At 56.6% G+C, this 26,273-nt stretch carries 25 protein-coding genes and 1 riboswitch; of the genes, 18 read left to right on the top strand and 7 right to left on the bottom strand.

Annotation, left to right across the window (positions count from 1 at the left end; genetic code table 11):
• Window positions 1-17: 17 nt before the first annotated feature.
• Window positions 18-326, bottom strand: a complete 309-nt coding sequence (locus PD282_RS19615; RefSeq protein ID WP_274652437.1) for a winged helix-turn-helix transcriptional regulator — start codon at window positions 324-326, stop codon at window positions 18-20.
• Window positions 327-570: 244 nt separating this feature from the next.
• Here PD282_RS19615 and PD282_RS19610 point away from each other — a divergent pair, with 244 nt between their 5' ends.
• Window positions 571-2,127: a PAS domain-containing sensor histidine kinase gene (locus PD282_RS19610; RefSeq protein ID WP_274652436.1), complete on the top strand. Its 1,557-nt coding sequence runs from the start codon at window positions 571-573 to the stop codon at window positions 2,125-2,127.
• 57 nt (window positions 2,128-2,184) lie between these two features.
• Entirely contained in the window at window positions 2,185-3,018 is an 834-nt protein-coding gene (locus tag PD282_RS19605) for a DUF695 domain-containing protein (RefSeq protein ID WP_274652435.1), read from the top strand.
• 39 nt (window positions 3,019-3,057) lie between these two features.
• Here PD282_RS19605 and PD282_RS19600 read toward each other — a convergent pair whose 3' ends face one another.
• From PD282_RS19600 to PD282_RS19590, 3 genes are all read right to left on the bottom strand, one after another.
• On the bottom strand, window positions 3,058-4,035 hold the full coding sequence (locus tag PD282_RS19600) for a cation diffusion facilitator family transporter (protein WP_274652433.1): 978 nt from the start codon (window positions 4,033-4,035) through the stop codon (window positions 3,058-3,060).
• 204 nt (window positions 4,036-4,239) lie between these two features.
• Complete coding sequence (locus tag PD282_RS19595) at window positions 4,240-5,049, bottom strand: histidinol-phosphatase (RefSeq protein WP_274652432.1); 810 nt, start codon at window positions 5,047-5,049, stop codon at window positions 4,240-4,242.
• A 131-nt stretch (window positions 5,050-5,180) separates the two neighbouring features.
• On the bottom strand, window positions 5,181-6,083 hold the full coding sequence (locus tag PD282_RS19590) for a LysR family transcriptional regulator (protein WP_274652431.1): 903 nt from the start codon (window positions 6,081-6,083) through the stop codon (window positions 5,181-5,183).
• Between the two features lie 237 nt (window positions 6,084-6,320).
• Between PD282_RS19590 and PD282_RS19585 the strand changes: the two genes are divergently transcribed.
• Window positions 6,321-7,586 carry an MFS transporter gene (locus PD282_RS19585; protein ID WP_274652430.1) on the top strand — a complete coding sequence of 422 codons (1,266 nt, stop codon included), beginning with the start codon at window positions 6,321-6,323 and terminating at the stop codon, window positions 7,584-7,586.
• 119 nt (window positions 7,587-7,705) lie between these two features.
• Here PD282_RS19585 and corA read toward each other — a convergent pair whose 3' ends face one another.
• A complete protein-coding gene (gene corA / locus PD282_RS19580; RefSeq protein WP_274652429.1) occupies window positions 7,706-8,641 on the bottom strand; it encodes a magnesium/cobalt transporter CorA in 936 nt (311 codons plus the stop codon).
• Window positions 8,642-9,119: 478 nt separating this feature from the next.
• Window positions 9,120-9,224: riboswitch (SAM riboswitch) on the top strand.
• A 124-nt stretch (window positions 9,225-9,348) separates the two neighbouring features.
• Between corA and metA the strand changes: the two genes are divergently transcribed.
• The 4 genes from metA (at window position 9,349) to mqnC (ending at window position 13,981) form a co-directional block, all read left to right on the top strand.
• A complete protein-coding gene (metA, locus tag PD282_RS19575) occupies window positions 9,349-10,266 on the top strand; it encodes a homoserine O-acetyltransferase MetA (protein WP_274652427.1) in 918 nt (305 codons plus the stop codon).
• An 81-nt stretch (window positions 10,267-10,347) separates the two neighbouring features.
• Window positions 10,348-11,508 (top strand): PLP-dependent transferase, encoded by a 1,161-nt coding sequence (locus PD282_RS19570; RefSeq protein ID WP_274652425.1) that lies wholly within the window; start codon window positions 10,348-10,350, stop codon window positions 11,506-11,508.
• 14 nt (window positions 11,509-11,522) lie between these two features.
• The gene (locus tag PD282_RS19565) at window positions 11,523-12,707 is read left to right on the top strand and encodes a MalY/PatB family protein (protein WP_274655329.1); all 1,185 of its coding nucleotides are present in this window, start codon (window positions 11,523-11,525) and stop codon (window positions 12,705-12,707) included.
• A gap of 137 nt (window positions 12,708-12,844) precedes the next feature.
• Window positions 12,845-13,981, top strand: coding sequence for a cyclic dehypoxanthinyl futalosine synthase (gene mqnC, locus PD282_RS19560; protein WP_274652424.1), 1,137 nt, complete (start codon window positions 12,845-12,847; stop codon window positions 13,979-13,981).
• 71 nt (window positions 13,982-14,052) lie between these two features.
• On the opposite strand, the gene PD282_RS19555 is transcribed toward mqnC, so the two are convergent.
• Window positions 14,053-15,171, bottom strand: coding sequence for a GGDEF domain-containing protein (locus PD282_RS19555; RefSeq protein WP_274652423.1), 1,119 nt, complete (start codon window positions 15,169-15,171; stop codon window positions 14,053-14,055).
• Between the two features lie 393 nt (window positions 15,172-15,564).
• On the opposite strand from PD282_RS19555, the gene PD282_RS19550 reads away from it, so the two are divergent.
• From PD282_RS19550 to PD282_RS19525, 6 genes are all read left to right on the top strand, one after another.
• Complete coding sequence (locus tag PD282_RS19550; protein WP_274652421.1) at window positions 15,565-16,554, top strand: putative sporulation protein YtxC; 990 nt, start codon at window positions 15,565-15,567, stop codon at window positions 16,552-16,554.
• A gap of 386 nt (window positions 16,555-16,940) precedes the next feature.
• Entirely contained in the window at window positions 16,941-18,878 is a 1,938-nt protein-coding gene (thrS, locus tag PD282_RS19545; RefSeq protein ID WP_274652420.1) for a threonine--tRNA ligase, read from the top strand.
• A 98-nt stretch (window positions 18,879-18,976) separates the two neighbouring features.
• Window positions 18,977-19,594, top strand: a complete 618-nt coding sequence (locus tag PD282_RS19540; protein ID WP_274652419.1) for a 3D domain-containing protein — start codon at window positions 18,977-18,979, stop codon at window positions 19,592-19,594.
• A 115-nt stretch (window positions 19,595-19,709) separates the two neighbouring features.
• Window positions 19,710-20,234, top strand: coding sequence for an RNA polymerase sigma factor (locus tag PD282_RS19535; RefSeq protein ID WP_274652417.1), 525 nt, complete (start codon window positions 19,710-19,712; stop codon window positions 20,232-20,234).
• Window positions 20,235-20,310: 76 nt separating this feature from the next.
• A complete protein-coding gene (locus PD282_RS19530; RefSeq protein ID WP_274652415.1) occupies window positions 20,311-20,445 on the top strand; it encodes a hypothetical protein in 135 nt (44 codons plus the stop codon).
• A gap of 194 nt (window positions 20,446-20,639) precedes the next feature.
• The gene (locus PD282_RS19525; RefSeq protein ID WP_274652412.1) at window positions 20,640-21,020 is read left to right on the top strand and encodes a hypothetical protein; all 381 of its coding nucleotides are present in this window, start codon (window positions 20,640-20,642) and stop codon (window positions 21,018-21,020) included.
• Window positions 21,021-21,164: 144 nt separating this feature from the next.
• On the opposite strand, the gene PD282_RS19520 is transcribed toward PD282_RS19525, so the two are convergent.
• Window positions 21,165-22,454 carry an ammonium transporter gene (locus tag PD282_RS19520; RefSeq protein ID WP_274652410.1) on the bottom strand — a complete coding sequence of 430 codons (1,290 nt, stop codon included), beginning with the start codon at window positions 22,452-22,454 and terminating at the stop codon, window positions 21,165-21,167.
• A gap of 290 nt (window positions 22,455-22,744) precedes the next feature.
• Here PD282_RS19520 and liaF point away from each other — a divergent pair, with 290 nt between their 5' ends.
• Genes liaF through PD282_RS19495 form a run of 5 tightly spaced genes read left to right on the top strand, consistent with a single transcriptional unit; the run spans window position 22,745 to window position 26,172 of the window.
• Window positions 22,745-23,863 (top strand): cell wall-active antibiotics response protein LiaF, encoded by a 1,119-nt coding sequence (liaF, locus tag PD282_RS19515; RefSeq protein WP_274652409.1) that lies wholly within the window; start codon window positions 22,745-22,747, stop codon window positions 23,861-23,863.
• A gap of 9 nt (window positions 23,864-23,872) precedes the next feature.
• Window positions 23,873-24,919, top strand: a complete 1,047-nt coding sequence (locus PD282_RS19510; RefSeq protein WP_274652407.1) for a HAMP domain-containing sensor histidine kinase — start codon at window positions 23,873-23,875, stop codon at window positions 24,917-24,919.
• Window positions 24,906-25,571: a response regulator gene (locus tag PD282_RS19505; RefSeq protein WP_274652405.1), complete on the top strand. Its 666-nt coding sequence runs from the start codon at window positions 24,906-24,908 to the stop codon at window positions 25,569-25,571. Before PD282_RS19510 ends, PD282_RS19505 begins: the two co-directional genes overlap by 14 nt.
• 60 nt (window positions 25,572-25,631) lie before the next feature.
• On the top strand, window positions 25,632-26,042 hold the full coding sequence (locus PD282_RS19500; protein WP_274652403.1) for a YugN family protein: 411 nt from the start codon (window positions 25,632-25,634) through the stop codon (window positions 26,040-26,042).
• On the top strand, window positions 26,023-26,172 hold the full coding sequence (locus PD282_RS19495) for a hypothetical protein (RefSeq protein ID WP_274652401.1): 150 nt from the start codon (window positions 26,023-26,025) through the stop codon (window positions 26,170-26,172). The genes PD282_RS19500 and PD282_RS19495 overlap by 20 nt, the downstream gene beginning before the upstream one ends.
• Window positions 26,173-26,273: the final 101 nt, after the last annotated feature.

The raw sequence follows: 26,273 nt of genomic DNA, 5'->3' as shown, positions 1-26,273 counted from the left end.
TCACGAAAAGCGGTGCCTTAGCACCACACTTCGCCCCAATTTTGAATCGACTCGATCACCGGCCGGAGCGCCTTGCCTTTCTCCGTTAATTCATATTCGATCCGGACCGGCATTTCGGGATAAACCCGGCGGTTAACAATTTGGCTGAGCTCGAGCTCCTTCATCCGATCGGTCAGCATTTTATCGCTCATTTCCGGGATTTGCTCTTTGATTTCCTTGAACCGCTTAGGCCCTCCAAGCAGTACGCGTATAATGAGTCCGGTCCACTTCTTCCCAAGCAGCTCCGTTGCGCATTCGTATTTCGGGCACATTTTGGAATAATCCAACAGTATCACCCCTCCATAGCTTATCTTATTGTAGCATAAGGCGCTTTCAAAAGGGAGAGGTTTTCGGTAATCTGCGAACATCCGGGACCCGGTTATAGATGATTTTAGTGCAATCGAACTATTTTTATCCCTATATTTCAGGATATGGAATTTGAATTAGGCGAATAGACATGGAGGGTTTTCAAGGCGCGAAAGCGAAGTCTTCCAATTAGTAGATTTCCTGGACACTAACGGAGGATGATGAATGAAAAGGAGAGTCGTGTGGGTCAACAAGCCGTTTGTCAAAAAATATAACCGCAAATGGCTGACGGAGGGCAGCATGCCGCTGCCGATCGTCAATTCACGGATGCTGTTCTGCTTGCTTGAGCAGTCGCTGACCGGCATTTTTCTATCCAGACAGGGGAAGGTCCTTTATTTGAATTCGCGTCTCGCCAATATGTTCGGTTATACGCAGGAGGAAATGATGCGCGCGGAGCCGATGCACCTGGTCCATCCCGAGGATCGCGGACTGGTCGTCCTGGAGATGCAGCGGCGAATGGAAGGCGAGAAAGGGACGTCCCCGTTTTGGATACGGGGCATCCGCAAGGACGGAACGTATTTTTATTATGAAATCCATGCCCAAAAAATCATCTATAAAGGCGCTCCGGCATTATTGGGAACGGTGCTCGACATGACGAGCAAGATCCAAGCCGACGAGCTGGGCCACGAGAACGACCTCCGCTACCAACGGCTCATTACCTATTTGCCCGAGCCGATATTCGTTCATGACGGCGCATCGCTGCTTTACGTCAATCGAGCGGGGATCAAGCTGCTCGGTTCGGCCGAAGCGGAAAGCATCTTGACCCGGCCATACCTCGATTTTATTCATCCCGACAGCCGCAATGCAATCCGGCAGCAGATCGACCAGGCGATGGCATCGGACGAACCGTTCGGGTTTATCGAAGCCAAGCTGATCAATTTGGACGGCAGCGTTATCGATGCGGAGTGCTCCAGCATCCGCATTCACAATTTTTTGGGGCGGCCACACGTGGTGCAGACGGTGTTTCGCGATATTACCGGACGCAAACGCGAAGAAGAGGCGCTGATCAAATCCGAAAAGCTTTCGGTCGCCGGCCAGATGGCAGCCGGAATCGCACATGAAATTCGGAACCCGCTGACATCGCTCAAAGGCTTCAGCCAATTTTTGAAAAAGAAAATTGACGGCTATCATTCCTACTTCGATATTATGCTCACCGAGCTCGACCGGATCAATTCGATCGTGCAGGAATTTATGGCCCTCGCCAAACCGCAGGCCAGCCGGTTCGAGAACTGCGAGATCGTTCAGGTGGTAAAAGGCGTCATCACGCTGCTGGAAACGCAGGCCGTCATGAACAATGTGCAAATCGAAATGGAGGTCAAGGACAGGCTCCCGCTTGTATACTGCGACGAAAATCAGCTGAAGCAGGTGTTTATCAACCTGCTCAAAAACGCGATCGAAGCGATGCCGAGCGGAGGACAGGTACATATCGTGCTGCGCAGCTCCGGTTTCGGTAAGATTGCCGTTTCGATCCAGGATTACGGGGAAGGGATCGCAAAAGACCGGCTCGAGCTGCTCGGCGGGCCGTTTTATACGACGAAAAGCAGCGGGACGGGGCTGGGACTAATGATTTGCAACCGGATTATTAACGCCCACCAGGGCGAGCTCCGTTTCGAAAGCGAACCGGGTTTCGGTACGACCGTCACCGTCGTGCTGCCCGCGGCGTATGCAGAGCCGGCGGAAACGGGCGGGAGAGCGATACATTTGCCTTCCGAACCGTTATAATAGGAGGCATGTATATCATTCTTTCTTCCTATTCTTAAACGATGACCGAGGTGCTGCATGACGGACAATTGGGGTTTTTACGAGAGGCGGTCGGATACGGAGGAGCTTCGTGTCCTGATCAACGTCGGCTACAAAGCCTCCGCTCCGCTGCCGGGCCGCAGCGCATTGCTTTCGGTGACGGTCAACCTGTACCCGGTCCGGGAGCGCAACCGGTCGAAGCGCGATTTCATCCGGCAGCTCGAACGGCTGGAGACGCAGCTTGAGCAGCGGCTGAAAACGACGGCGGACGGCATTTATATCGGGCGAATCAACGCGGCGACGCGTTTGGAATTTTATTATTACGTTCGTGCGGAGATGCTGGACAAGGCGAATTTCGAGCAATGGATCAAAACGGCATGGCCCTTCCGGGCGGAGCATTACGTAAAGCCGGATCCTGAGTGGGATCTGTACCGGTACCTGCTTCCGGACGCGCTTGAGGAGCTGTTCATGCATAACGCCCAAATGATCTATGCGCTCCTTCATAAAGGCGACGATATTAAACGTCCGCGGCACGTGTATCATTGGCTGCTGTTCCGGCAGGATGAGGACCGCCGGCAGGCGGAGTCCGCGCTGCGGGGGCTTGGATACCGGATCGAGCGGGAGAAGGAAGGCAGCCCCGACGACAGCTTTCCCTATCCGCTCGTCATCAGCAAGTTCGAGGATGTACGGCTCGATACGGTGAACGAGCGGGTGCGGGAGCTGTACCGGCTTATTTCGGGCTCGGGGGGACGGTACGACGGCTGGGGATCCGTCCTCAAGCTGACGGGCCTGGGGCGGCTCCGGCAGCAGATGCGCAAAATGATGGACGCGACTCAAGCTTATATTCGAAGAAGCAGCTCGACCCGCCGGTAACGCTTCGGACGGGATCGGCATTGGGCGGGGAAAGCGGCTCTATGACTCCGATTGAGGCGCAGGCTCGTGTCTTTGCCCGTTCCGCTCGTCGCGCTGCTGCTGCAAAAACTGCCTGCCGTATTCGCCGTGCGGATGAATCGTGGCGTGCTCGGTTTGTATCGTCGAGTGCGTGATGCCGTATTTGTCGCGCAGCAGCTCGTTTACGGCCAAAATGACGCAAAAGGGCTGCATATCGGCCGGCATGAAAATATGCGCGGTGAGCGAATAATGATCGGTCGAGATCGCCCACAAATGCATTTCATGGACGTCCTGGACGCCTTCGACCTTCAGCAGGCTGGCCCGCATCTCGTCGAGGTCGAATTTGCCCGGCACCGACTCCATCAGGATCATATACGACTCGCGGATGATTCGAAATCCGCCGATGAAAATGATGCCGCCGATGACGATGCTGATGAGCGGGTCGATCAGCAGCCAGCCCGTGAAATAAATGATGACGGCGGATATAATAACGCCGATCGAACTGAGCAGGTCGCCGATAAAGTGCCATAGCGCGCTCTGCACGTTTAAATTTTCTTCTTCCTTCATGCTCCGGCTGAGCACGATGGTCAGCGTCACATTGACGATCAGACCAATCGATGCGATCGTCAGCATGAGCGGAAAATCGACTACCTCCGGATGGATGAAACGCTTCACCCCTTCGACGAAGATGCCGATCGCGATAATGCCGAGCGCAAGCCCGTTCAAGAAGGACGCAATGATTTCAAAGCGCAGGTAGCCGAACGTATACCGGGCATTCGGCGGGCGCCGCGCCAAATAAATGGCCGCCATGCTGAGGCCGAGCGCGATGACGTCGGATATCATATGGGCGGAATCGGACAGCAGCGCAAGCGAGTTGCTCAGGAGTCCGCCGATAATTTCGACAACGGTGAAAAAAAAGGTCAGGATCAGCGTGACCCATAGCGAGCGTTTGGACGTTTCCTGTTCCTTGACATGCTTCAAATGATGGTAATCGTACATAAATCCCCGCTCCTTCAAAGCCCAGTTTACAATAGCTTGAACGAATTGTTATCGAATTGCAATCGTTTTGTTATCGTCTTTTCATATTACCGGGCTATGATAAGAGACAAGACCCCCTTTTTATTATATATCCTTTTCGGACCTGCCGCGCGCAAGTCCGCTTTTTTTGCCCTCCGGGTTTCGCCGATTCCTTGTGCGCCGGTATTAAAGCGGCACTTTAACCGGCTGCTTTTGTTTAAAATAATACCATTCCGTAAATCCGATTTCCTTCAGCCTTTTCGCAACTTGCTCCCATTCGTCGCCGACCCGGCCCGGCTTATGGGCATCCGAGCCGAACGTCACCTTGACGCCGAAATGAAGCGCCCTCTCCAGAATGGTGTCCGACGGATACCAGCCTCCGCAATCCTTCGTCTTGCCGGATGTGTTGATCTCGATCGCGGCGCTCGAATCCGCAATGAGCTTCAGCGCTTCGTCAATCGCATCGTCCGCCGGAATGTCCGAGAAAGCGGGATAATAGCCTTTCATGGCGTCGATATGCCCGAGTACCTGGAAAATGCCGCTCTGCGCCGACAGGCCGATCAGCTCGTAATAATGGCGCTTCTCGTCGGCATGCCGGTCGGCGGCAAGCTTTTTCCACCGGCTGCGGTTGAAAATGCTGACGCCTCTCGTTTGATGCACCGAGCCGATGATGTAATCGAACGGGTATTGGTCGTACATGCCCCGGTAAAGCTCCGCGTGCTCCGGAAAAAAATCGGATTCGACGCCGAGCAGAACGTCGATCCTCCCTTCGTATTTTGCCTTGAGCCGCAGCACCTCATCCACATAATGGGCGAATTCGCTTTTCGCCATGGCATTGCCCGGAAGAGGATGGTCGTCTTCGTTCGCGAAATAAGGCGAGTGGTCGGATATGCCGATCACGCCGATTCCTTCCTTGATGGCGGCTTGAATATAAGCCTCGATCGTATCGTCCGCATGCCCGCACCGGAAGTGATGCGTATGTAAATCGAATTTCATGGATGAGACCTCCTCAAAGTTTTGCGAAGCAAAACTCGCTTCGTAAGCCTAATCTTCGTTTTGCGAAGCAAAACTTGCTTCGTAAGCCTGATCTTCGTTTTGCGAAGCAAAACTCGCTTCGTAAGCCTGATCTACTCGCTGCTGATAAACTGGTCCTCCGGCATGCCCTTGAGGTCGCTTAGAAACTGCTTCATCGCCGTATTCAAATACCGGCCCGACTTGTACACGACGCCGACGGGGTGGCTCGGGTCCAGCTCGTTTACCTTGATCATCTTCAGCGTACCGAGCCGCACCTCGCCGGCGATCGACAGCTTCGATACGACGGCCGCGCCGAGGTTGATTTCGACCATCCGCTTTACTTCCTCGCTGCTCGACAGCTCCATGACGATATTCGGCTGAATGCCGTATTTGCGGAAAATTTGATCCAGAAACCGCCTTCCGAGCGTATCCGGCGACAGCATGATCATCGGGATGTCCCGCAGCGACTCGACGGTCGTATGCTTCAGGTGGCTCATCGGATGATCGGGCGCAACGACGAGCTCGTACGTATCATAGTATAGAATGGACGTTTCCACATTCGGATTTTTTTCCGACAAATAGGTGATCCCGATATCGACCGTGCCGTTCTCGACCGAAGCCATCACCTGGGAAGAGGGCATGGAGTGGATCGTCGTCTTGATGAGCGGAAACTGGTTTTGAAAATACGACAGCACCCGCGGCAAAATTTGAACCGCCATCGACGCCGTCGTACCGAGCACGATATGACCCTGCGGCGTATGGCTGAGGTCGGAAAGCTTCTGTTTCAGCTCTTCGACGATAGCTAGTATTTTCTCCGCATGCTCCAAAAAAACCTGCCCGCGATCGGTCAGGGTGACGGGCTGGTTCCGGTCGATAAGAACCGTCTTGAATTCGTCCTCCAAGCTTTTGATTTGCGCGGATACTGCGGGCTGCGTCAAATTGAGCAGTTCTCCCGCTTTGCGGAAGCTCATCGTCTTGGAAATGGTGAGCAGCGTTTCAAGCTGGTTAATATTCACGGAAACCCTCCTTTGTCGATTAAAGTTTTTTATCACATTACAATTGATTATAAAGGAATTTCAGCCGGGCGGCAAAGCGGGCGGGCCGGCACACGGATAAAAAGATTGTAAACATGCGCCGATCCGGGCGCCGGAGCCTTTCTTTACAGGAATTTTAGGAGGAATAAAAGCCGACCTGTCGAAAGAATGGGGGCGGCAATCACACAGGGGCATCATGCGGAAGGAGCGGGAAAAAAGGTGGATCGAAAAGCGGTGCGCGGCTGGCTGATGTACGACTGGGCGAATTCGGCGTTTGCCACAACAATTATGGCCGCCGTCATGCCCATCTTCTACAAAACGGCGGCGGGCGCCGGCCTGCCGGGCAACACGGCGGAAAATTATTGGGGGTATACACAGACGGCCGCGATGATCTGCGTGGCGGTGCTGTCGCCGATCTTGGGCGCCATCGCCGATTATTCGGGGTCGAAAGTGCGGTTTCTGACCGCATTTGCCGTCATCGGCTCGTTGTCCTGCGCGGCAATGGGCCTGGTCGGCCAAGGGGACTGGCTGCTGGCATCGCTTCTGGTCGTTGCCGGGACGATCGGTTATTCGGCCGGCAATACGTTCTACGACAGCCTGCTGACCGATTTGGCGCCGCCGGAGCAGCGGGACTCCGTCAGTTCGAAGGGGTATGCGATCGGCTATTTGGGCGGGGGACTGCTGCTGCTCGTGAACGTCGTCATGATCGAAGGCTGGAGCCGGCTCGGCTTTGCCGATAAAACGGAGGCGACGCAGTGGGTGTTCGTGACGGTTGGCGTCTGGTGGCTGCTGTTTTCGATTCCGTTGATCCGCAGCGTCAAGGAGCGGAAGAAGGGAGCGCCCGTCACCTTCGGCGATGCCGTCCGGACGGGCTTCAGCCGGATCGGCCGGACGATGCGGACCGTCAGACGTTACCCGGAGCTGCTGAAGTATATGGCGGCGTTTTGGTTCTTTAACGACGGGATCAATACCGTCATCATCATGGCGACGATTTACGGAAGCGGGATCGGGATCAACACGACCGACTTAATTTTGGCGCTGCTCATTACTCAGTTTGTCGGGTATCCCAGCACGCTGCTGTTCATTCGCGTGGCCAGGCGGTTAGGCTCGAAGAAAGCGCTGTACGTCTCCCTGGCCGTCTATATCGTCATTGTCGTGCTCGGCTTTTTCATGACGAGCGCCGCGCATTTTTACGCGCTGGCCGTCATGGTCGGGCTGGTGCAGGGCGGCAGCCAGGCGATCGCCCGCTCGATGTACGCCAATTTAACGCCGCCGGCGAAAGCGGCGGAATTTTTCGGGTTTCTCAGCCTGTCGAGCAAGTTCTCTTCAGTTGCAGGGCCGCTTGTGTTTTCCGTGGTCGGCACGCTGACGGGCAGCAGCCGGGCCGCGATTTTGTCCTTGGTCGCCTTTTTCGTCATCGGCATTGCGCTGCTGGCGACCGTCAATATGGAGAAGGGGCGGCAAGAGGCGCTGGCGGATTCATAAAGCGCTTTAAGACGGTCCGTTTAGCGTGACCGGCCGGCCGCCGCGCCAAAAACGAGCGTGCGAAAATAAAAAAGCCGGAAGCGTCGTGGTTCACGACCGCTTCCGGCTTCGCCGTCTCGTTACAGCCAATCCTTCTTGCGGAATATATACAGCATGCCGAATCCGAGCAGCAGCATGACGGCGAGAATGATGTACGAACCGTGCCGCACGTGCATGCCGGGGATGTCCTCAAGATTCATCCCGTAAATGCCGGTAATGAAGGTGAGGGGCATGAAGATCGTCGTCAGCGCCGTAAAGACGCGCATGATTTCGTTGGCCCGGTTGGCCAGGCTCGACTGGTACGCCTCGCGCAAGTTCGCCATCAGATCGCGGTACGTGTCGAACGTCTCGGCGATCTTCACGGCATTTTCATAAATATCGCTGAAATATTTTTGCAGCTGGTCGTCGATCAGCTTCAGGTCCTTCTTGTTGAGCGTTGCGATGACGTCCTTCTGCGGACCGAGCACCTTCTTCAGCCACAAAATTTCGCTTCGCAAACCGATGATTTCGTTCAGATGCGATTTCTTCGTATGCATCAGGATGTCTTCCTCGAGACTCTCGATGCGAGCCTCGATCCGGTCGCCGACGGTGAAGTAGTTGTCGACGACGAGGTCGACGAGATGGTACAGAAACCGGTCGGGACGGCTCACTTCCTCTTCCCACAAAATCGGCTTCAACGTTCGCAGCTCGTTAATTTTCGTTTTCGTAACCGTAATAATGAAATGACGTCCGAGAAATATGTTTAGCGCCCGCAGGAAAATTTCCTCATCGTCGAAACGGATGCTGTTGATCACGATAAAATAATGGCCTTCGTAAATTTCGATTTTCGGCCGCTGCTCTTCCTCGCTCAAACAATCCTCCACCGCCAGATCGTGCAGCGAGAAGAGCGGCTGAAGCACCGCAAGATCGTCGACGTCGGCATCGACCCAGTAGAAGCCCTCGACAGGCGGCTGGAGCGTTCTCTCGATGTCTTCGATCGGCGTAAAGACGCCTTGATTCACCAGACGGATTTTCATCCGCGCCCTCTCCTCTCATTCGTGTTATGGTTCGTCCCGTAAAATCCGGCCACACGAAAGGAAGAGGCGCAAGCGGCAGCCCGCCATGCCGGCGTTAGCCGTAAGTTTCGGTTACGGCGATGTGCGAACATGGTCCAAGCTGCGCCAGCGGACGCCTAGTCTTCCGGTACCGGCTTTCGATGCGGTTGCCCGCAGGCCTCGGGTCGCCTTCCATGTTCGTCAACACCCCTTTGTCGGTTCAATTCGGATTTTGGCAAACATAAGGCCGCAATCCTTGTCTAGTATACTCTGAGAGCGACTTTCCATTCAAGAAGAAACTAAACGAAAACAGCCGCTTCTAACAGCAGTATATGCTCGGCGCTTGGGGCGGTGTCCGCCGGCGGCCGCCAGGCCCGGAGTAAAATTTGACCGCTTGACGGGATTTGCGGAATCGGATAAAGTATTGATAAGCTGCAAGACCACAACCGAATAAGAAGCTTTCTTATCAAGAGCAGGCGGAGGGACTGGCCCGATGAAGCCCGGCAACCGGCGTAAAGCACGGTGCTAATTCTTGCGGAAACGGCAGGTTTCTGAGAGATGAGAGGCGCAGGGAACGCGAAACGTCTGCCCCCTCTTCAACCGGAGAGGGGGCTTTTCTCATTTGTCAGGGAGACGCCCGTCAGGATTTACATGCAGCAGAGAAGATGGAACGCAAAGGAGTGACGGAAATGCCGATTAAAGTACCGGACCATTTACCCGCAAAAGACATTTTGGCATCGGAAAACATATTCGTGATGGACGAAAGCGTAGCCTATCATCAGGATATCCGGCCGTTGCGCATTGCCATTCTAAACCTGATGCCGACGAAGGAAACGACCGAAACCCAGCTGCTGCGCTTAATCGGCAATACGCCGCTGCAGGTGGAGGCGGTGCTGCTTCGCCCGAAAACGCACAAGTCGAAAAACACGTCCGCCGAACATCTGGCGTCGTTCTACAAAACGTTTGACGAAATCGCGCACGAATATTTTGACGGGATGATCATTACCGGCGCGCCGATCGAGCATTTGGCTTTCGAGGAAGTCAATTATTGGGTAGAGCTGCAGACGATCATGGACTGGAGCGTCCGCCACGTGACGTCCACGTTCCACATCTGCTGGGGCGCTCAGGCCGGCCTGTACCATCATTACGGCATCCCGAAATACGAGCTGCCCGCGAAGCTGTTCGGCGTCTTCCCGCATACGATCGAGAAGCGCAACGTGCCGCTGCTGCGCGGCTTCGACGAGCTGTTCTACGTCCCGCAATCCCGGCACACCGAGGTGCGGCGCGAGGATATCGAGGCGGTGTCCGATCTGGAAATATTGTCGACGTCGCCGGAAGCGGGCGTCTATCTCGCCGCCTCCCGGAACGGCAGGCAAATCTTCGTGACCGGCCATTCGGAATACGACCCGTACACGTTGAAATTCGAGTATGACCGCGACAAAGCGAAGGGGCTGCGCATCAACGTGCCGAAAAATTATTTTCCGAACGACAATCCCGCGCTTGCGCCGCTGTCAAGCTGGAGAGCGCATGCGAACCTGCTGTATTCGAACTGGCTGAACTACTATGTTTACCAGCAAACGCCTTACGATTTGGGGGCGGGCATCTAAGCCGCCTCCGCAGCGGACGCTCCGGACGAACAGCCGATGCACCGGGATCCTTACCATATCATAAAAAGGGAGACATGCGAGATGAAAATCGAGAGCCGTTTGGCGCAAATCGGGTCCCGGCAGGAGCCCGTAACGGGGGCGGTCAGCTTCCCGATCTATCAGGCGACAGCGTTCCGCCATCCGAAGCTTGGCCAGAGCACGGGCTTTGACTACGCCCGCACGAAAAGTCCGACCCGCACCGTGCTGGAGGAAGCGTTCGCCGATCTGGAATCGGGCGACGCCGGGTTTGCCTGCAGCACAGGCATGGCCGCGCTTCAGACCATTTTTACGATGTTCTCGCAGGGCGACCACCTGCTCGTATCGCTCGACCTGTACGGCGGCACGTACCGCCTGATCGAGCAGATCATGAGCCGGTTTGGCGTCACCGCCTCCTATGTCGATACGAACGACATCGACGCGATGACCTCGCTCTGCACGCCGAGCACGAAGGCGGTGCTGATCGAGACGCCGACGAATCCGCTCATGATGATTACCGACCTTGAGCGCGTCTGCGCCTGGGCGAAGTCGAAAGGGCTGCTGACGATCGTCGACAACACGCTGCTGACCCCGTTTTTTCAGCGGCCGATCGAGCTGGGCGCCGATATCGTCATCCACAGCGCGACCAAATACCTCGGCGGGCATAATGACGTCCTCGCCGGCCTTATTGTTACGAAAGGCAAAGAGCTGTCGGAGCGGATGGCGTTTCTGCACAACTCGATCGGAGCCGTTCTCGGCGCGCAGGATTCGTGGCTGCTTATGCGCGGCATAAAGACGCTGGCGCTGCGTATGGAGCGCCACCAGGAGAACGCGACCCGCATTGCAAGCTGGCTGCTTGAACACGAAGCGGTAGAGGACGTCTATTATCCCGCGCTGCCGCATCACCCGGGACATGACATTCAAAGCCGCCAATCGTCCGGCAACACCGGCATCTTCTCGTTCCGGCTGAAGGATGCCCGCTACGTCGAGCCGATTCTGCGGCACGTCCAACTCATTTCATTCGCGGAAAGCCTCGGCGGGGTGGAGTCGCTGATGACCTATCCGGCCGTTCAGACGCATGCCGACATTCCGGAGGAAATTCGCCGCCGCGTCGGCGTGGACGACCGGCTGCTGCGCTTCTCGGTCGGCATCGAGCATGCCGACGACCTGATCGCCGACCTGGCGCAGGCGCTGGATGCCGCCAAACGCGAGCTGGGGGAGGCTTAAAGCGAATGGCAGGCATCAAATACGATTTCGACAAGATGATCGACCGCCGGGGGACGAGCTCCTATAAATGGGACCAGTCGGAGAAGCTGTTCGGCAATCCCGACGTCCTTCCGCTATGGGTCGCGGATATGGATTTCGAGGCGCCCCGGGAAGTGACGGAGGCGATCAAGAAGCGGGCCGAGCAGGGCATATACGGCTACACGTTCCGTCCCGAGTCCTATTACGAGGCGGTGAGCGGCTGGCTTTCCCGCCGCCACGGCTGGAAGGTGGAGCACGACTGGATCACATCGAGCCCCGGCGTCGTGCCTGCGCTCAGCATGATCGTCATGGCCAACACCGAGCCGGGAGACCGGATCATTCTGCAGTCGCCGGTCTATTATCCGTTCTACGACGTCATCCAAATGAACGGGCGCGTTGTCGTCGACAACCCGCTCCTGCGGAAGGACGGCCGCTACACGATCGACTTCGAGCTGCTGGAGCGGCAGGCGGCGGAGGGGGCGAAGCTGCTGCTGCTATGCTCGCCGCACAATCCGGGCGGACGCGTCTGGACGCGCGAGGAATTGACGCGGATCGGCGACATTTGCGTAAGGCATGGCGTGCTGGTAATCGCCGACGAGATTCATCACGATCTTGTTTTCCGCGGGCATCATCACATACCGTTCGCCTCGATCTCGGACGCCTTTGCGCAAATCTCGTTCACCTGCATCGCCACGAGCAAAACGTTCAATCTTGCCGGTCTGCAGGCGGCATCGGTAATCATTCCGAACGATGAGCTGCGCCGCAAATACAATGCCCTGCTGAAGGCGCTGTCACTCCATATGGAAAGCTATTTCGGACTTACCGCTGTCGAATCGGCCTATACGTACGGCGACGAATGGCTGGAGCAGCTGCTTGATTACCTGGAAGGCAACCTGAATGCCATGCTTGATTTTATGAAAACGGAGCTGCCGGAAATTAAAGTCATGAAGCCGGAAGGGACGTATATGGTCTGGATGGACTGCCGCGCGATCTCCGATCGGCCTGAGGTGCTGAAGAAGCTGATGTTCGAGCAGGCGGGCGTCGCCTTCAGCGAGGGATCGGTCTTCGGCAGGCAGGGAGCCGGATGGCTCAGGGTCAACCTCGCCTGCCCGCGGTCGATTTTGACCGAGGGGTTAGAACGATTCGGCCGGGCTGTCCGCGCCTGCCTGGCGGAGCGATAAGAAACGATTTCGGCCCGGTCCGCCGGCTGAAGCCGCAGGAGATACCGCCGCTTGTCACGTTTTCTTCAAGTGACGGCGGCGTTCTTTTTATGTTACGATGGGGGAGACATGAAGCACGGAGAGGGAGGGTCCGACCGATGAGCAGCGTGGACCGCATCCTGCAGGATGCGCTGAACGGGCGGCGTCTGGAGCTCGAAGACGTCGTCGCCTTGTTCGAATCCGATGAAGTCGAGAAAATGGGACATGCCGCCAACGAGCTGATGCTCCGGAAGCATCCGGAGCCGATTACGACGTTTGTTGTTGGCCGAAATATCAATTATACGAACGTTTGCGACGTTTATTGCCGGTTTTGCGCTTTTTACCGCGCGCCGGGCTCGCCGGAAGGCTATGTGCTGCCAAATGAGACAATTTTGCAAAAAATCCGGGAAACGGTTGATGTCGGCGGCACGGAGATTTTGATGCAGGGCGGTACGAATCCGAATTTGCCATTCTCCTATTATTTGGATTTGCTGCGCGAAATTAAGCGGCATTTCCCGGACATTACGATGCATTCGTTCTCGCCGGCCGAAATTCATAAGATGAAGGCCGTTTCGGACGGCTTGTCGCTCGAAGAGGTTGTGCGGCAGCTTCATGAAGCCGGTCTCGACTCGCTGCCTGGCGGCGGCGGGGAAATTCTCGACGACCGAACGCGGCGGAAGATCAGCCGGCTGAAAGGCTCTTGGACCGATTGGATGGACGTGATGACGACCGCGCACAAGCTTGGCATGAACACGACGGCGACGATGGTCATCGGCTTCGGCGAGGAGATGGAGGAGCGCGCGCTTCATCTGCTGCGCGTGAGGGAAGCGCAGGATGCGTGTTTGCGCAGCGGCTATCCCTCCAAAGGCTTCCTGGCCTTTATCCCGTGGACGTTCCAGCCGGACAATACGAACATGAAACGCGAGAAAGCGACGCCGGAGGAATATTTGAAGACGCTGGCAATCAGCCGCATCACGCTCGACAACATCGATAACTTCCAGTCGTCGTGGGTGACGATGGGGCCGGACGTCGGCAAGCTGTCGCTTTCTTACGGCTGCAACGATTTTGGCAGCACGATGATCGAGGAAAACGTCGTTTCCGCAGCGGGCACGACCCACAAGGTCAATATCGAGCTGATCCTGCAGCTGATCCGGGAAGCGGGCAAAATTCCGGCGCAGCGCAATACGCGGTACGAAATTTTAAAGATGTACAACGAGACGGACGGCGTCGAGCGCGATTTCGTCATGCAGAACTGACCTTCGTCCAGCCGTACGCGGCACCAAAAAAGGAGCTTCCCGCACAGCGCGGTGAAGCTCCTTTTTCTCCTTCAGGCCAGCCGGCTCGAACCGTCCTCGTCCGGCAGCGCGGCGACGACCGTCCGGTTTTTGCCGCTGCTTTTGGCCCGGTACAGCGATTCGTCGACCCGGTTGAAAAAAGCTTCCTTTCCTTCGAACGGCACATATTCCCCGAATCCGATGCTGACCGTGACCGGCTTGCCGGACAGCGCGTCGTGCGGCACGATCATGACCTCCTGGCGGATTTGCTCGATGTAATGGAGCGATTCCGTCATTTTTTTATCGGTAAACAGGATCGCAAATTCTTCTCCGCCGTACCGCGCGACGAAATCGTTGGCGTGCACCCTGCTCCGAATGAGCTCCGCTACGCATTTCAGCACGGCATCTCCCGCCCGGTGGCCGTACGTATCGTTCACCTGCTTGAAGTTGTCGATATCGAGAATCGCAAGCTGAAGAGAAAGCTCGTTCGTGTCGTTCTGCTCGATCAGCTTCTCGAAATATTCGTGAAACGTCATATGGTTGTACAGCTCGGTCAGCGCATCCGTTTTGGACAGCTTGTCCATCCATACATTTTGCACCAGCAGCTCCTGGTTCGTTTCCAGATACGTTTTCAGGTGATTCATCAGCTCGCGGCCGCGCAGCAAAATGCCCCAGGCGATCAGCGTAAAAACGGAAAACATGACCGTGATCGTCCCCATGCCGACAATCGTAATATCCGAATTGATCGCCCCGTTGGTCCAGTAGATCAGGTAAAGCGAGCAGAGTGTATTGAAGTAGGCGATGAGGAGCTTTTTCGGATGAAAATAAAAAATCGATACCATAACCGGCAAAAATAAAGCGATCAGTAGGTAGGTAATTGAATCGTGGATATCGACGATGATGAAGGCCAGCAGGGTAGAGGTGAGTATGATGACGTAATCCTGAAATTTATCGCTAAGCAGCCGTAAAGCGGTTTCAGCGGCGAGGAGCGTGCCAAGCTGCAGCAGAAATGGCAGCACCATGAAATGAAGTATGAAAGCGCCCGTTGGCAATTCGGTAATCGTTAAATAAAGGCATTCCAGGAAAATCGACAGCAGTAATATCGACCAAAAGCCGTTCAGCAGCGTTCGGTTCCATCGACTTCGTTTAAAGTCCAATGTTTCGTAATCCATTTGCTGTGCTCACTCCAAAGGGCAAATTCGTACAAATCCCAATATACCACGAATGCCCTTTCATTCCAATCCCCAACCGCTTTCGGCAGCCTTCTGCATCGTATATATGCTTTTGCAGGACCATATACTGATACAGAACCTTTACAAAACGGCTTCGCCGCGAAATTTGGCATAGGCTTCCGAAGCCAGTTTTGTTTCCATAAAGCCGGCTCCGCACCGGCAAGGCTTTGCTCACAAAACTTAACGTATGCTTCCGAAGTGAGTTTTGTTCCGTAAGCCGGATACTCCGGCATCTTCATACAAAACTTAAGCTTATGCTTCCGAAGAGAGTTTTGTTTAACGCGCCGCCCAAAACCGGCGCTGCTTCGCCACAAAACTTTGAGGAGTGAGCGCATGGAAATCTTCACGGTATCGATCATGTCGGCCACTTATGAAGCGATTGATCGGCTGCACGGCTGTTTGAACGAGGAATTCGCCGATTTACATAGCGCAGCCGGGTTATCCGGACACTCTTGCTCGCTTGAATTTTCAATCGACCGTCCAAATAAACGCATTCGCTGCACCGCCAAGCAGCGCAGCTTCAATGCTCTCGAGGCCGGCCCGTTCGTGATGAGAAAAGCGGCGAACGCCTTCGCCGAATATATCCTCACCGAGCTCGAGCCGCTTCTGCTCAAGGCGATCATTCGCAAGCAGTTCCATTACGAGCGGGAGGACGAGATCGAGACGATTGAACGATACTGCGCCGGTCTGCTCAGCGGCGGCACGCAGCTCAGCGAGGAAACGGCTTCGGAGATGAGGCTCGACCGGGACCGCCGGCGCAACAAGGTCGCCGCCGAGCTGGAGCTTTTCTTAAGCGGCTGCCCGCGCATTCACCTGGACGGCTTTGTCACGTTCCGCCTGGCTTCTTATTGGGAGGAGCTGCGCGAAATCGCGGCCTATGCGGTCGACGAATACGTCATGGATAAGCAGTACCAGGAATTTATATCGCTGCTCAAATATTTTGTGCGGATGCAGGAGGTCAAGCTTCCGATCGTCCACGTCCTGCATAAGGGCGGAAGCGAGTTCGCCTTGTACGACGAGCAGCACCGGCTGATCGACTCGGCTCCCGCGGACCGGATCGTAGCCGAAATGCTCGAGTCGGAAATGAATATGGAGGATATGATCGTCAGCACCCTGATTACCGTTTCGCCTCAGCATATTGTCATTCACACCCGGCAGCCGGATTTGCAGGTGATGCGCACGCTGGAAACGATTTTCGAGCAGCGCGTGCGGCTGTGTACGCATTGCGCCAGCTGCGGCGAATACTTCGGCGAAAGCGTCGCGCAGCCGGCGAAGGCGGCGGAGCCGAAGCCCGTTTTGCCCGCCGGAAGCGTTCGGACTTGACCGCCCCGCAGCCGGGGAATTATAATGTTGTCAGGTGAAAAGCGACGACAAAGACACGTACCCGCCGATTCGCGCGTGCCAGAGAGAGGAACCGTTCGGCTGCAAGTTCCTCACGCTGACGGCGGCGGATATACCCCTTTGAAGCTGCGCGGATGAACCCGGAGTAGGCGGACCTTTCGTCAATCCGGTTGTAAGCCGCGACGGAAGTCCCCGTTACCGGACGCTGAAACAAGGACCGAAGCCGCCATATTCATCATGACGGCCGGTTGAAGCAGGGTGGAACCACGGGTCATCACAAGCACTCGTCCCTTCGCGGGGGCGCGTGCTTTTTTTGTTGGCCGCGCCTCCGGGTAAGCTTGAATCTTCAATAAGTGGAGGGGTTACAAATGGCCATTCAAGTAAAGCTGCCGGACGGCGCCGTCCGGGAATACGAGCGCGGCACGACCGTCGAGGAGGTCGCCGGCTCGATCAGCCAAGGGCTGAAGAAAAACGCGATCGCCGGTAAAGTAAACGGCAAGGTGGTGGACCTGTATGCGCCGCTCGAAGGCGATGCGGACGTCCAGATCCTGACCGTCGATACGCCGGAGGGGCTGGAGGTATACCGCCACAGCACCGCCCATTTAATGGCGCAGGCGATTAAACGGCTGTACGGCAACACGGACGTCAAGCTCGGTATCGGGCCGGTCATCGAGGACGGCTTTTATTACGATATCGACATGGAGCAGTCGCTGACGCCCGAGGATTTGACGAAGATCGAGAAGGAAATGGAGCGGATCGTACAGGAGGACCTGCCGATCCGCCGCCGCTCGGTCAGCCGCGAGGAAGCGGTCGACGTGTTCACCGAGCTCGGCGATCCGCTCAAGCTGGAGCTGATCCGCGATCTGCCGCAGGACGTCGAAATTACGATTTACGACCAGGGCGAGTTTTTCGATCTATGCCGCGGTCCCCATCTGCCGTCGACCGGGCGGATCAAAGCGTTCAAGCTGCTCAGCGTCGCAGGCGCCTACTGGCGCGGCGATTCCAAGAACAAAATGCTGCAGCGCATTTACGGTACGGCATTTCCGAAGAAATCGCAGCTCGACGAGCATCTGCATTTTCTCGAGGAAGCGAAGAAGCGCGACCACCGCAAGCTCGGCCGCGAGCTGAACATGTTCACCTTCTCGCGCGAGGTCGGTCAGGGGCTGCCGCTATGGCTGCCGAACGGCGCCAAGCTGCGCCGCACGCTGGAGCGGTACATCGTCGACCTCGAGGACAGCCTGGGCTATCAGCATGTTTATACGCCCGTACTTGCCAACGTCGAGCTGTACAAGACGAGCGGCCACTGGGAGCATTACAGCGAGGACATGTTCCCGCTTATGGCGCTCGATAACGAAGAGCTTGTCCTTCGGCCCATGAACTGCCCGCATCACATGATGGTTTACAAAAGCGAAATGCGCTCGTACCGCGACCTGCCGGTCCGGATCGCCGAGCTCGGCACGATGCACCGCTACGAAATGTCCGGCGCCTTGACGGGGCTGCACCGCGTTCGTGCGATGACGCTGAACGACGCGCACATTTTTTGCCGTCCCGACCAAATCAAAGACGAGTTCACGCGGGTTATCGGGCTCATTCGCCGCGTCTATGAGGATTTCGGCATCCGGGATTACCGTTTCCGCCTGTCGTACCGCGATCCGCAGGATACCGAGAAATATTTTCCGAACGATGAGATGTGGGAAATGTCGCAGCGAATGCTGAAGGAAGTCGCCGAGGAGCTCGAGCTGCCGTATTTCGAGGCTGAAGGCGAAGCCGCATTCTACGGTCCGAAGCTGGACGTACAGATCAAGACCGCGCTCGGCAAAGAGGAGACGCTGTCGACGGCGCAGCTCGATTTCCTGCTTCCCGAGCGGTTCGAGCTTGAATACGTCGGCGACGACGGCAAGAAGCACCGTCCGGTCGTCATTCACCGCGGTATCATAAGCACGATGGAACGGATGACGGCCTTCTTGCTGGAAAATTTTGCGGGCGCGCTGCCGTTATGGCTGTCCCCGGTGCAGGCGAAAATCATTCCCGTCTCGACCGCGTACGAGGCGTATGCCCGCGAAGTCGAAGACAAGCTTCGGGCCGCCGGCATTCGTGTCGAATCCGACCTTCGCAATGAGAAGCTCGGCTATAAAATCCGCGAGGCTCAGCTGGAAAAAATGCCGTACATGTTTGTCGTCGGCGATAACGAAGCGCAGACGGGCACCGTTTCGGTCCGGAAGCGCGGCGAAGGCGACTTGGGCGGCAAGCCGTTGGACGAAATGATCGGCCTCCTTCAGGAGGAGATCCGCAGCAAAACGATCTGAGGAGGTGGCGGCAGGCTGGCGGTCGGAGCAGCCTGCCGGCCCGCCGCATAAAGCTTGTCACATCGGGGAACCCTTCGTTTAAGGAGGCTGCATCCCAGATGATGACAAGCTTTTTTTCGGCCCGGCGGCGTCTGGGTCTCGTCACGCTACTTAGCATTGCGCTGTTTGCCGGCTCCGTCCCTGCGGAAGGAACCGCTGCCGGCGAAGAGGAAGCGAAGCCGTCCGAGGCCGACAGGCGCGCGGGAGCCGCTGCACATAAAGAAGATGCTTTGCCGGCCGTTCTCTGGAACGATACGGCGGGCGCGAAGGCCCGGCAGGTGCAGGTCATCGCCACCGGCTACACGGCAGGCGTGGAATCGACCGGCAAAAGACCGGGCCATCCGCTGTACGGCATTACGTATTCCGGGGTTAAAGTCAGACGCGGCGCGGTATCGACGATCGCGGCGGACCCCAAAGTGTTTCCGATCGGCACGCTGCTGTACGTTCCCGGTTACGGCTATGCGATCGTAGCCGATACGGGGTCAGCGATCAAAGGCCGGAAGATCGACCTTTATTTTGAAACGAAAAAGCAGGTTTTCCAGCAGTGGGGCAAGCGCAAGGTCGTCGTGCGGGTGCTGCGGCAGGGAAGCGGGCGGCTTACCGAAGCTTCGCTGAACGCGCTGAACGAAGCCGTCGCCGCCGAGAAGCGTCTGCCCGGCAAAAGGCTGGAATCGTGACGAATTTTGCAGAAGAGTGGGACCGCAGGTTTCAAAAGGCGGGACATTCTTCTTTTTTTCGCATTGAAAATGTGGTAAAATAATGCAGGAGTTATCATTAATAGGGGCGGATCGAATGAACAATGAGTTTTCACCGATCGGTTGCGGCGATAGCGTGCAGGATCAGCAGCGTGAGGAGAAACTACTTGAACTTTACAGTCAGATGATTCGCGTCGCTTACTCAAAATGCAGAAACAAATCGGATGCGCAGGATGCGGTGCAGGAGGCGTGGGTGCGCATTTTAATGAAGCAGGACACGTTAAGGGAACAGAGCAAGCTCTCTTCATGGGCCAAGACGATTACGGCCAACGTCGCGATCAACATTAACCGCCAGACGATGCGGGCGCAGGCTTCCAGGCTGTTCGACCCGGCAGGCGAAACGGCCGGAGGCGGCGAAACGGCGCTGATGCTGGAAATTGCGGAGCTGCTGTCGCAGCTGGATTCGCGGTCGAGGACCATGCTATTATATAAATTTTATTACGGATTCAAGGATCAGGAAATCGCAGACAGAATGCATATCCCCGTCGGCACGGTAAAAGCCCGCATTCACCGCAGCAAGGTGCAGCTGAAGCAGTGGATGGGCGGGATGCAGCAGGGCTAAAGCCCGAACATGCGAAGCCGATACATAATGCTCCCAACCACCCGCCATACTAGTGGTGTACGGGGAGGTGATCACCATGGCAAAAAACAAAAACAAAACGAACGCGCCCCAAAACCAATACGATGCCGAATTTGCAACGGATCTCAATACGAACACGGCCAATACGGCCGACACAGCCAACAAAAGCGCTACGCAAAACGCACAAAAATAACGTTCGCCCCGCTTGGCGAACAAAGGAGGAGCCTGTCAACGGGCTCCTTTTTTTATCAAATAAGAAAATCAGCCTTTGCCTTCTTCTCGTTCCAGCCCGCCTGTCCGCGTCAAAAAAGCTGTTTTCAAATCCGTTCCGATCGTGTAAAATTGATCATGTAACGATTTATAACATGCAGGGATAGGGGAATTCTCATGACGGATCCGATTACGTACGGTTCGCCTTCGCGGGTGAAGCATCGCAAAGCTGCGGAAGTGATTCCGTTTTTGGAGGCTTATATCGCGAAGAAGGAACAGGAAATCGCCGAAATCGAGCAGATGGTCGAGCGCTACGAGAAGCGGCGCCTGTTGGAAGAACGCGCGTATCAATCGATGTCTGCGCTTCGCCGCCTGTTATCCGGTAAAAAGCCGGATCACCATCTTGCCCTCGAATATATCCATTATGTGAAGAAGCCGATGGAGAAGGTTCGCGCTCTCCGTCTTGAAGTCGAGAACGCGCGGGAGATCCTGAATCATCCGAATCCGTCCGAAATCGTCGCCGTCTCGAGCGAATTGGCGGGCGAACTGATCCGTTAACCGGAGCCGTCCTTTTCAGGACGGTTTTTTAATGGAAACCGTCAGCATTCCGGCTTCCTTCCCTTTAGCCGCCAGCGCATGGAACGATGAAAAAACCTCCGCTGCCGCGCAGCCCCGAAGGCTGCGCGATTTGCGGAGGTTTGTTTAATTTTCGGCCTTCAGCCGGTCCAAATCGAGAAAGTCGTGCTCCTGATTATAGGCCGGCACGCCGTGAATGCCGACATCGAGACCGATCAGCTCCTCATCCTTCGAAACGCGCACCGGCATTGCCTTGCGGATGAGCCAGAAAGCGGCCCAGGTGAGCGCGAAGCCCCAGACCGAAACGGTTGCAAGTCCAAGCGCTTGTACGCCGAGCAGCTTCCACCCGCCGCCGTAGAACAGGCCGTAGGCGTGGCCTGCGCCGAGCAGCTCCGGCTTCGCGAACAGGCCGACGGCGAGCGTGCCGAGACTGCCGCTGATGCCGTGAACGGCGAAGGCGCCGACGGGATCGTCGATCCGTCTGCGTTCTAGCATTTCGGTCGCAAACACCATCGCAATGCCGCATACGATACCGATGAAGATCGCCGCGCCGTCCGATACGAACGAGCAGCCGGCGGTAATACCGACAAGGCCGGCAAGCGATCCGTTGATGACCATCGGCGGATCTGCCTTTTGATACCGGAACATGGTGAACAGGATGCAGGCCGCGCCTCCGGCGGAAGCGGCGAGCATCGTCGTGACGGCGATATGGCCGATCGAGCCGTTCGTAGCGCTGAGCGTGCTGCCCGAGTTAAAGCCGAACCAGCCGAACCAGAGAATAAACGCGCCGACCGAAGCGAGCGGCAGATTCGAAGGCGGAACGATGCCGGCTTTGCCGTCCGGCATAAATTTGCCGATCCGCGGACCGATGAAGATCGCTGCCGCCAGCGCCGAGAAGCCGCCTAGCGCGTGGATGACCGCGGAACCGGCGAAATCGATCATCCCGAGCTTGTACAGCCAGCCGTCGACTTCCCACACCCAATGGCCGGCCAGCGGATAAATAAATCCCGTCATCACAATCGTATACAGGATGTAAGCGCGAAAATGAATGCGCTCGGCGACGGCGCCCGAGACGATGGAGATGACCGCGATGACGAAGGCGCATTGGAACAGCCAGAACGTATCGTGAGAGATATTCAGCTTGATATGCGACAGATCGCCGCCCAGCATAAAGCCGGACGTACCGATCAGGCCGCCGGCGTCTTTGCCGTACATCAGCCCGAACCCGAAGAAATAAAAAATAAGCGCGCCGAACGTGATATCGACGAACACCTTCATAATAATGCTGACGGCGTTCTTTTGTCTGACGAAGCCGGCCTCCAGCAGCGCGAAGCCGCCCTCCATCAGCAGTATCATGGCCGCCGTCAGGACGACCCATATCGTGTCGAGCCCCTTCGACAGCGTGGCCATATCCATGCGTTCATCCCCTGTCTTGAAGAAATTCATGTAAGGTTTTATCTCGAGCTCCAGTCCGTCCATCATTATATAGGCGCCGCGCAAACGATGTCAACGAATTCGGCGCCGCCCGCTCTCCGTCTGGAGATGTAGGACGGTTTCAACCGTCAGACCCTTTTAGGCTCACATCGGCATCGGGTATACTTTGAATACAACCTGACGACGGCCCCGGACCGGAACGGCCTCCGGCGGCCCTATCAAAGCGGGTGCGTACAAATTTGTAAAAGCGCGATTGGGAGCTGGTGCAGCATATGAACGGACAATTTGTAAGCCGGTTAATGTGGGGATTGTTCATTATCGTAATCGGGATCGGCTTATTGATGAGGCAGACCGGCTTTATCCACATCGACATCGGGGAAGTCGTTCGCCTGTTCTGGCCGGCGTTTCTGATCTTTCTCGGTCTGCAGGGGCTGCTTCGGCGGGCGGTCAGCGGCGGCGGCTCTTACTGGGGCAGCTGGATTCTGATGATTGTCGGCGCGGCGTTTCTCAGCCGCAATTTCGGTTTCTTCTTCAATTGGCAGACGCACGACCTGGTTCAGTCCATCGTCCCGCTCGTCATCATTTTGTTCGGGCTCCGCATGATCATGAGACCGAGGAAACGGAACACAGCCGCCCCTTCCGACGAATGGAAGGCATACAGTTACGGGCCTACGGACGATTCCGTGCCGCCGGCTCCGCCGCTTCATCCCGACCCGACGAAGTCGTCGCCGGACGATCGGGAGAAAGGCGCGCCCTTTTCCGAGGGAGAAGCGGGGCCGGCGGATGCTGGCACCCGCACCGGGTATGATCAGCAGTCGTCCGGTATTCCGGATTCGGGCGGACGCTACTACGGGAAGCATGGCTTTCACGGCATGCATCGCGGCTATCGGATGGAACGCAAGATGGACCGCTGGGAGCGAAAAGCCGAACGGATGCGCGAGCGGCTCGAATATCACGCCCGGAGGCATGCGGGCCGCCATAATCGGACCGAATGGTGGAATTACGATCCGAACGTGCAGAACCGGTCCGGCTTTATCGGCGATATTTATGTCGGGCAGGATTACTGGGAGCTGAAGCCGATGAACATCTCCCATTTTATCGGCGATACGGTGCTCGATCTGACGAAGGCGCAAATTTTGCCCGGCGAGACCCGCATCAACATCTCGTCGTTTATCGGCGATGTCAAAGTATTCCTGCCGAACGATTTCGAAATCGGCGTCAACGTCGTATCGAGCGCGTTCATCGGCGACGTCGCGGTGCTTGACCGCAAGGAAGGCGGCATGTTCCGGAATATGAACGTGGAAACGCCGTATTTTCATGAAACGGACAAAAAAATCAAGCTGGTCGTCAGCACGTTTATCGGCGACGTTCGCGTCTCGAAGGTGGGGTAGCGCAGAGCGATGATGGTTAAATTGCTCCGAAGCGGCAAATTGGAAATGATTTTGCTGTTCCTCGCCTCTTCGGCTTGTTCCGTCCTTATTTGGGAATTTGGCTGCGGCACGATCGATCCCGAGCGTAACAGCGATTTGTGGATCGTCGTGGCCGCCGCCTTTTTGCTTGTCAGTGCGGCGTTCGGCTATTTTGCCGCGCAGCGCATTCAGCGCCGCATCGATGTGCTCTACCTCGGCATCAAGCAGGCGGCGCACGGCAATTACGCTACGCGGCTGCCGGAGGACGGGGCCCGTTCGTTTACGGCGCTGTTCCAGGAATTTAACGATATGCTGCAGTCGATGGACGAGCGGATGCAGTGGATTCAGCGCTCAGGCGAAGAGCAGGTCATGCGGGAGGCGGCTTCCAACGAAGCCGCGGTGCTTGAGGAACGCAAACGGCTCGCCCGGGATTTGCACGATACGGTCAGTCAGCAGCTGTTCGCGATCCATATGTCCGCTTCCTCGCTGCCGAAGCTGCTGGAGCTCGACAGAGAGCGCGCCGGGGCGGTTATGGACCAGCTCATCCAGATGTCTTCGATGGCGCAGAAGCAGATGCGCGGCTTCATCGCGCAGCTTCGGCCGCTTGAGCTGGAAGGGCGCTCGCTGCGCGAGGCGCTCGACAAGTGGTTTCCCGATTACTGCCGGCAGAACGGGCTTCAGGGCGTACTGGAATGGCGGGTGAAGGAAAAGCTGTCGGAGGCGAAGGAACACCAGCTTTTCCTTATTATTCAGGAGGCGATGGCGAATATCGTCAAGCATGCGGGGGCTGAAACCGCGCTGCTGACCGTCGCCGAGACCGAGCGGCAAATCGTCATGACGCTGCAGGACGACGGCGCCGGCTTCCGGGCCGATCAGGTGAAGCGGGGCTCGTACGGGCTGTCGACGATGCGCGAGCGCGCAAGCAAGCTGGGCGGAGACGCCTCGATTATCAGCAAGCCGGGAAGCGGAACGCGCGTGCGCGTGACGCTGCCGAATTATATCAATGAAGGAGCCGAGACTGTCGATGAGCGGGAATGAGCAGTGGAACGTGATGATCGTGGACGATCACGATATGGTGAGGGCCGGCCTGCGCACCTATTTGATGCTGGAGCCGAAATTTAACGTCGTAGCCGAAGCGGGCGACGGCGAGGACGCGCTTAAGATGCTGCGGGAAGGCGTTCCCGCCGGGCAGCCGCACGTCATTTTAATGGATCTGATGATGCCCCGGATGGACGGCGTCGAAGCGACCCGCGCGATCATGCAGGAGTTTCCCGAGCTGAAAATCGTCATGCTGACAAGCTTTCTGGAGGACGAAAAGGTGGTTGCGGCCGTCGAGGCCGGAGCGGTCAGCTACGTGCTCAAAACCGTTTCCGCTGAAGAGCTGATCTACGCGCTGCAGGGCGCCGTCAAAGGCATGCCGGTCATGACCTCGGATGTCTCGCAGGCGCTTACCCGCGGTCTTCGGCAGAGGTCTGCGCAAGGGGCGGACGAGGGACTTACCGAGCGGGAGAAGGAAGTGCTGCTGCTGATCGCGGAAGGGCGTTCGAACAAGGAGATCGCCGACGAGCTGCACATCAGCATTAAAACCGTCAAAACGCACGTCTCCAATCTGCTGATGAAATGCGAGCTCGAGGACCGGACGCAGCTGGCCGTCTACGCCCACCGCAAAGGCTGGGTAAAAACGGGATAGGCGGGAACAAAACGGGGCAATCTATCGGCATGCGAACAATTTGCGAAGGAGATGCCGGTTATGATTCCTCTTCATTCCAGGCTGGAGTCGGTGGAGAACGAGTATGTGCAGGCGATGGCGAAGCTGGAGGAGCATCAGTTTGCGCTCGGCGGCGGATGGGAATACGATCGCGGCTCGTTCGACCGTTTTCTCGACGAAGGGCACAAGGTTTGGCTGCGGCTGCCGTTCCGCGTCCTCAGCGGCAATCTCGACGGCGAGACGGACGACAACAACGCGCGAATCCGTTTCGGGCAGCCGTTTGTACTGAAGCATCTGTACCGCGAAGGGACGGATCCGGACGCCATGACGCCGGCAATCGGCGGCACGCTGAACCAGTTCCAGGATCCCGAAAACCCAGACGCCGAAATCGAAGCGAAATGGATCGACAAGGCCAGACAGGTGCTCGAGCACGTTGAACCGCTATTTCCGTAACAAACGAACGACATCCGGCAGCGGCCGAACCATCGCCCGCACGCCGGATTTTTTGTTGCTTTTCGCCCGTTCCGCTGCGCTGCCTGAAGACGGCATCGGACGTTTCTTCCTTCTCGAACCGGCATTTTGATAGAAAGTCCAAGGTCCGGCGCGGCTAATCTTGTTCATTTGCCGATCGTAGAAGGATTTATTTTTTTATGTCGGTTTAAATTCTTTTTAAGTTTGATTTAA

The organism is Paenibacillus humicola (genome assembly GCF_028826105.1).
Taxonomy (GTDB): Bacteria; Bacillota; Bacilli; order Paenibacillales; family Paenibacillaceae; genus Paenibacillus_Z; species Paenibacillus_Z humicola.
Note: the sequence above shows the minus strand (reverse complement) of the source record. Positions and strands in the feature narration are given on the sequence as shown.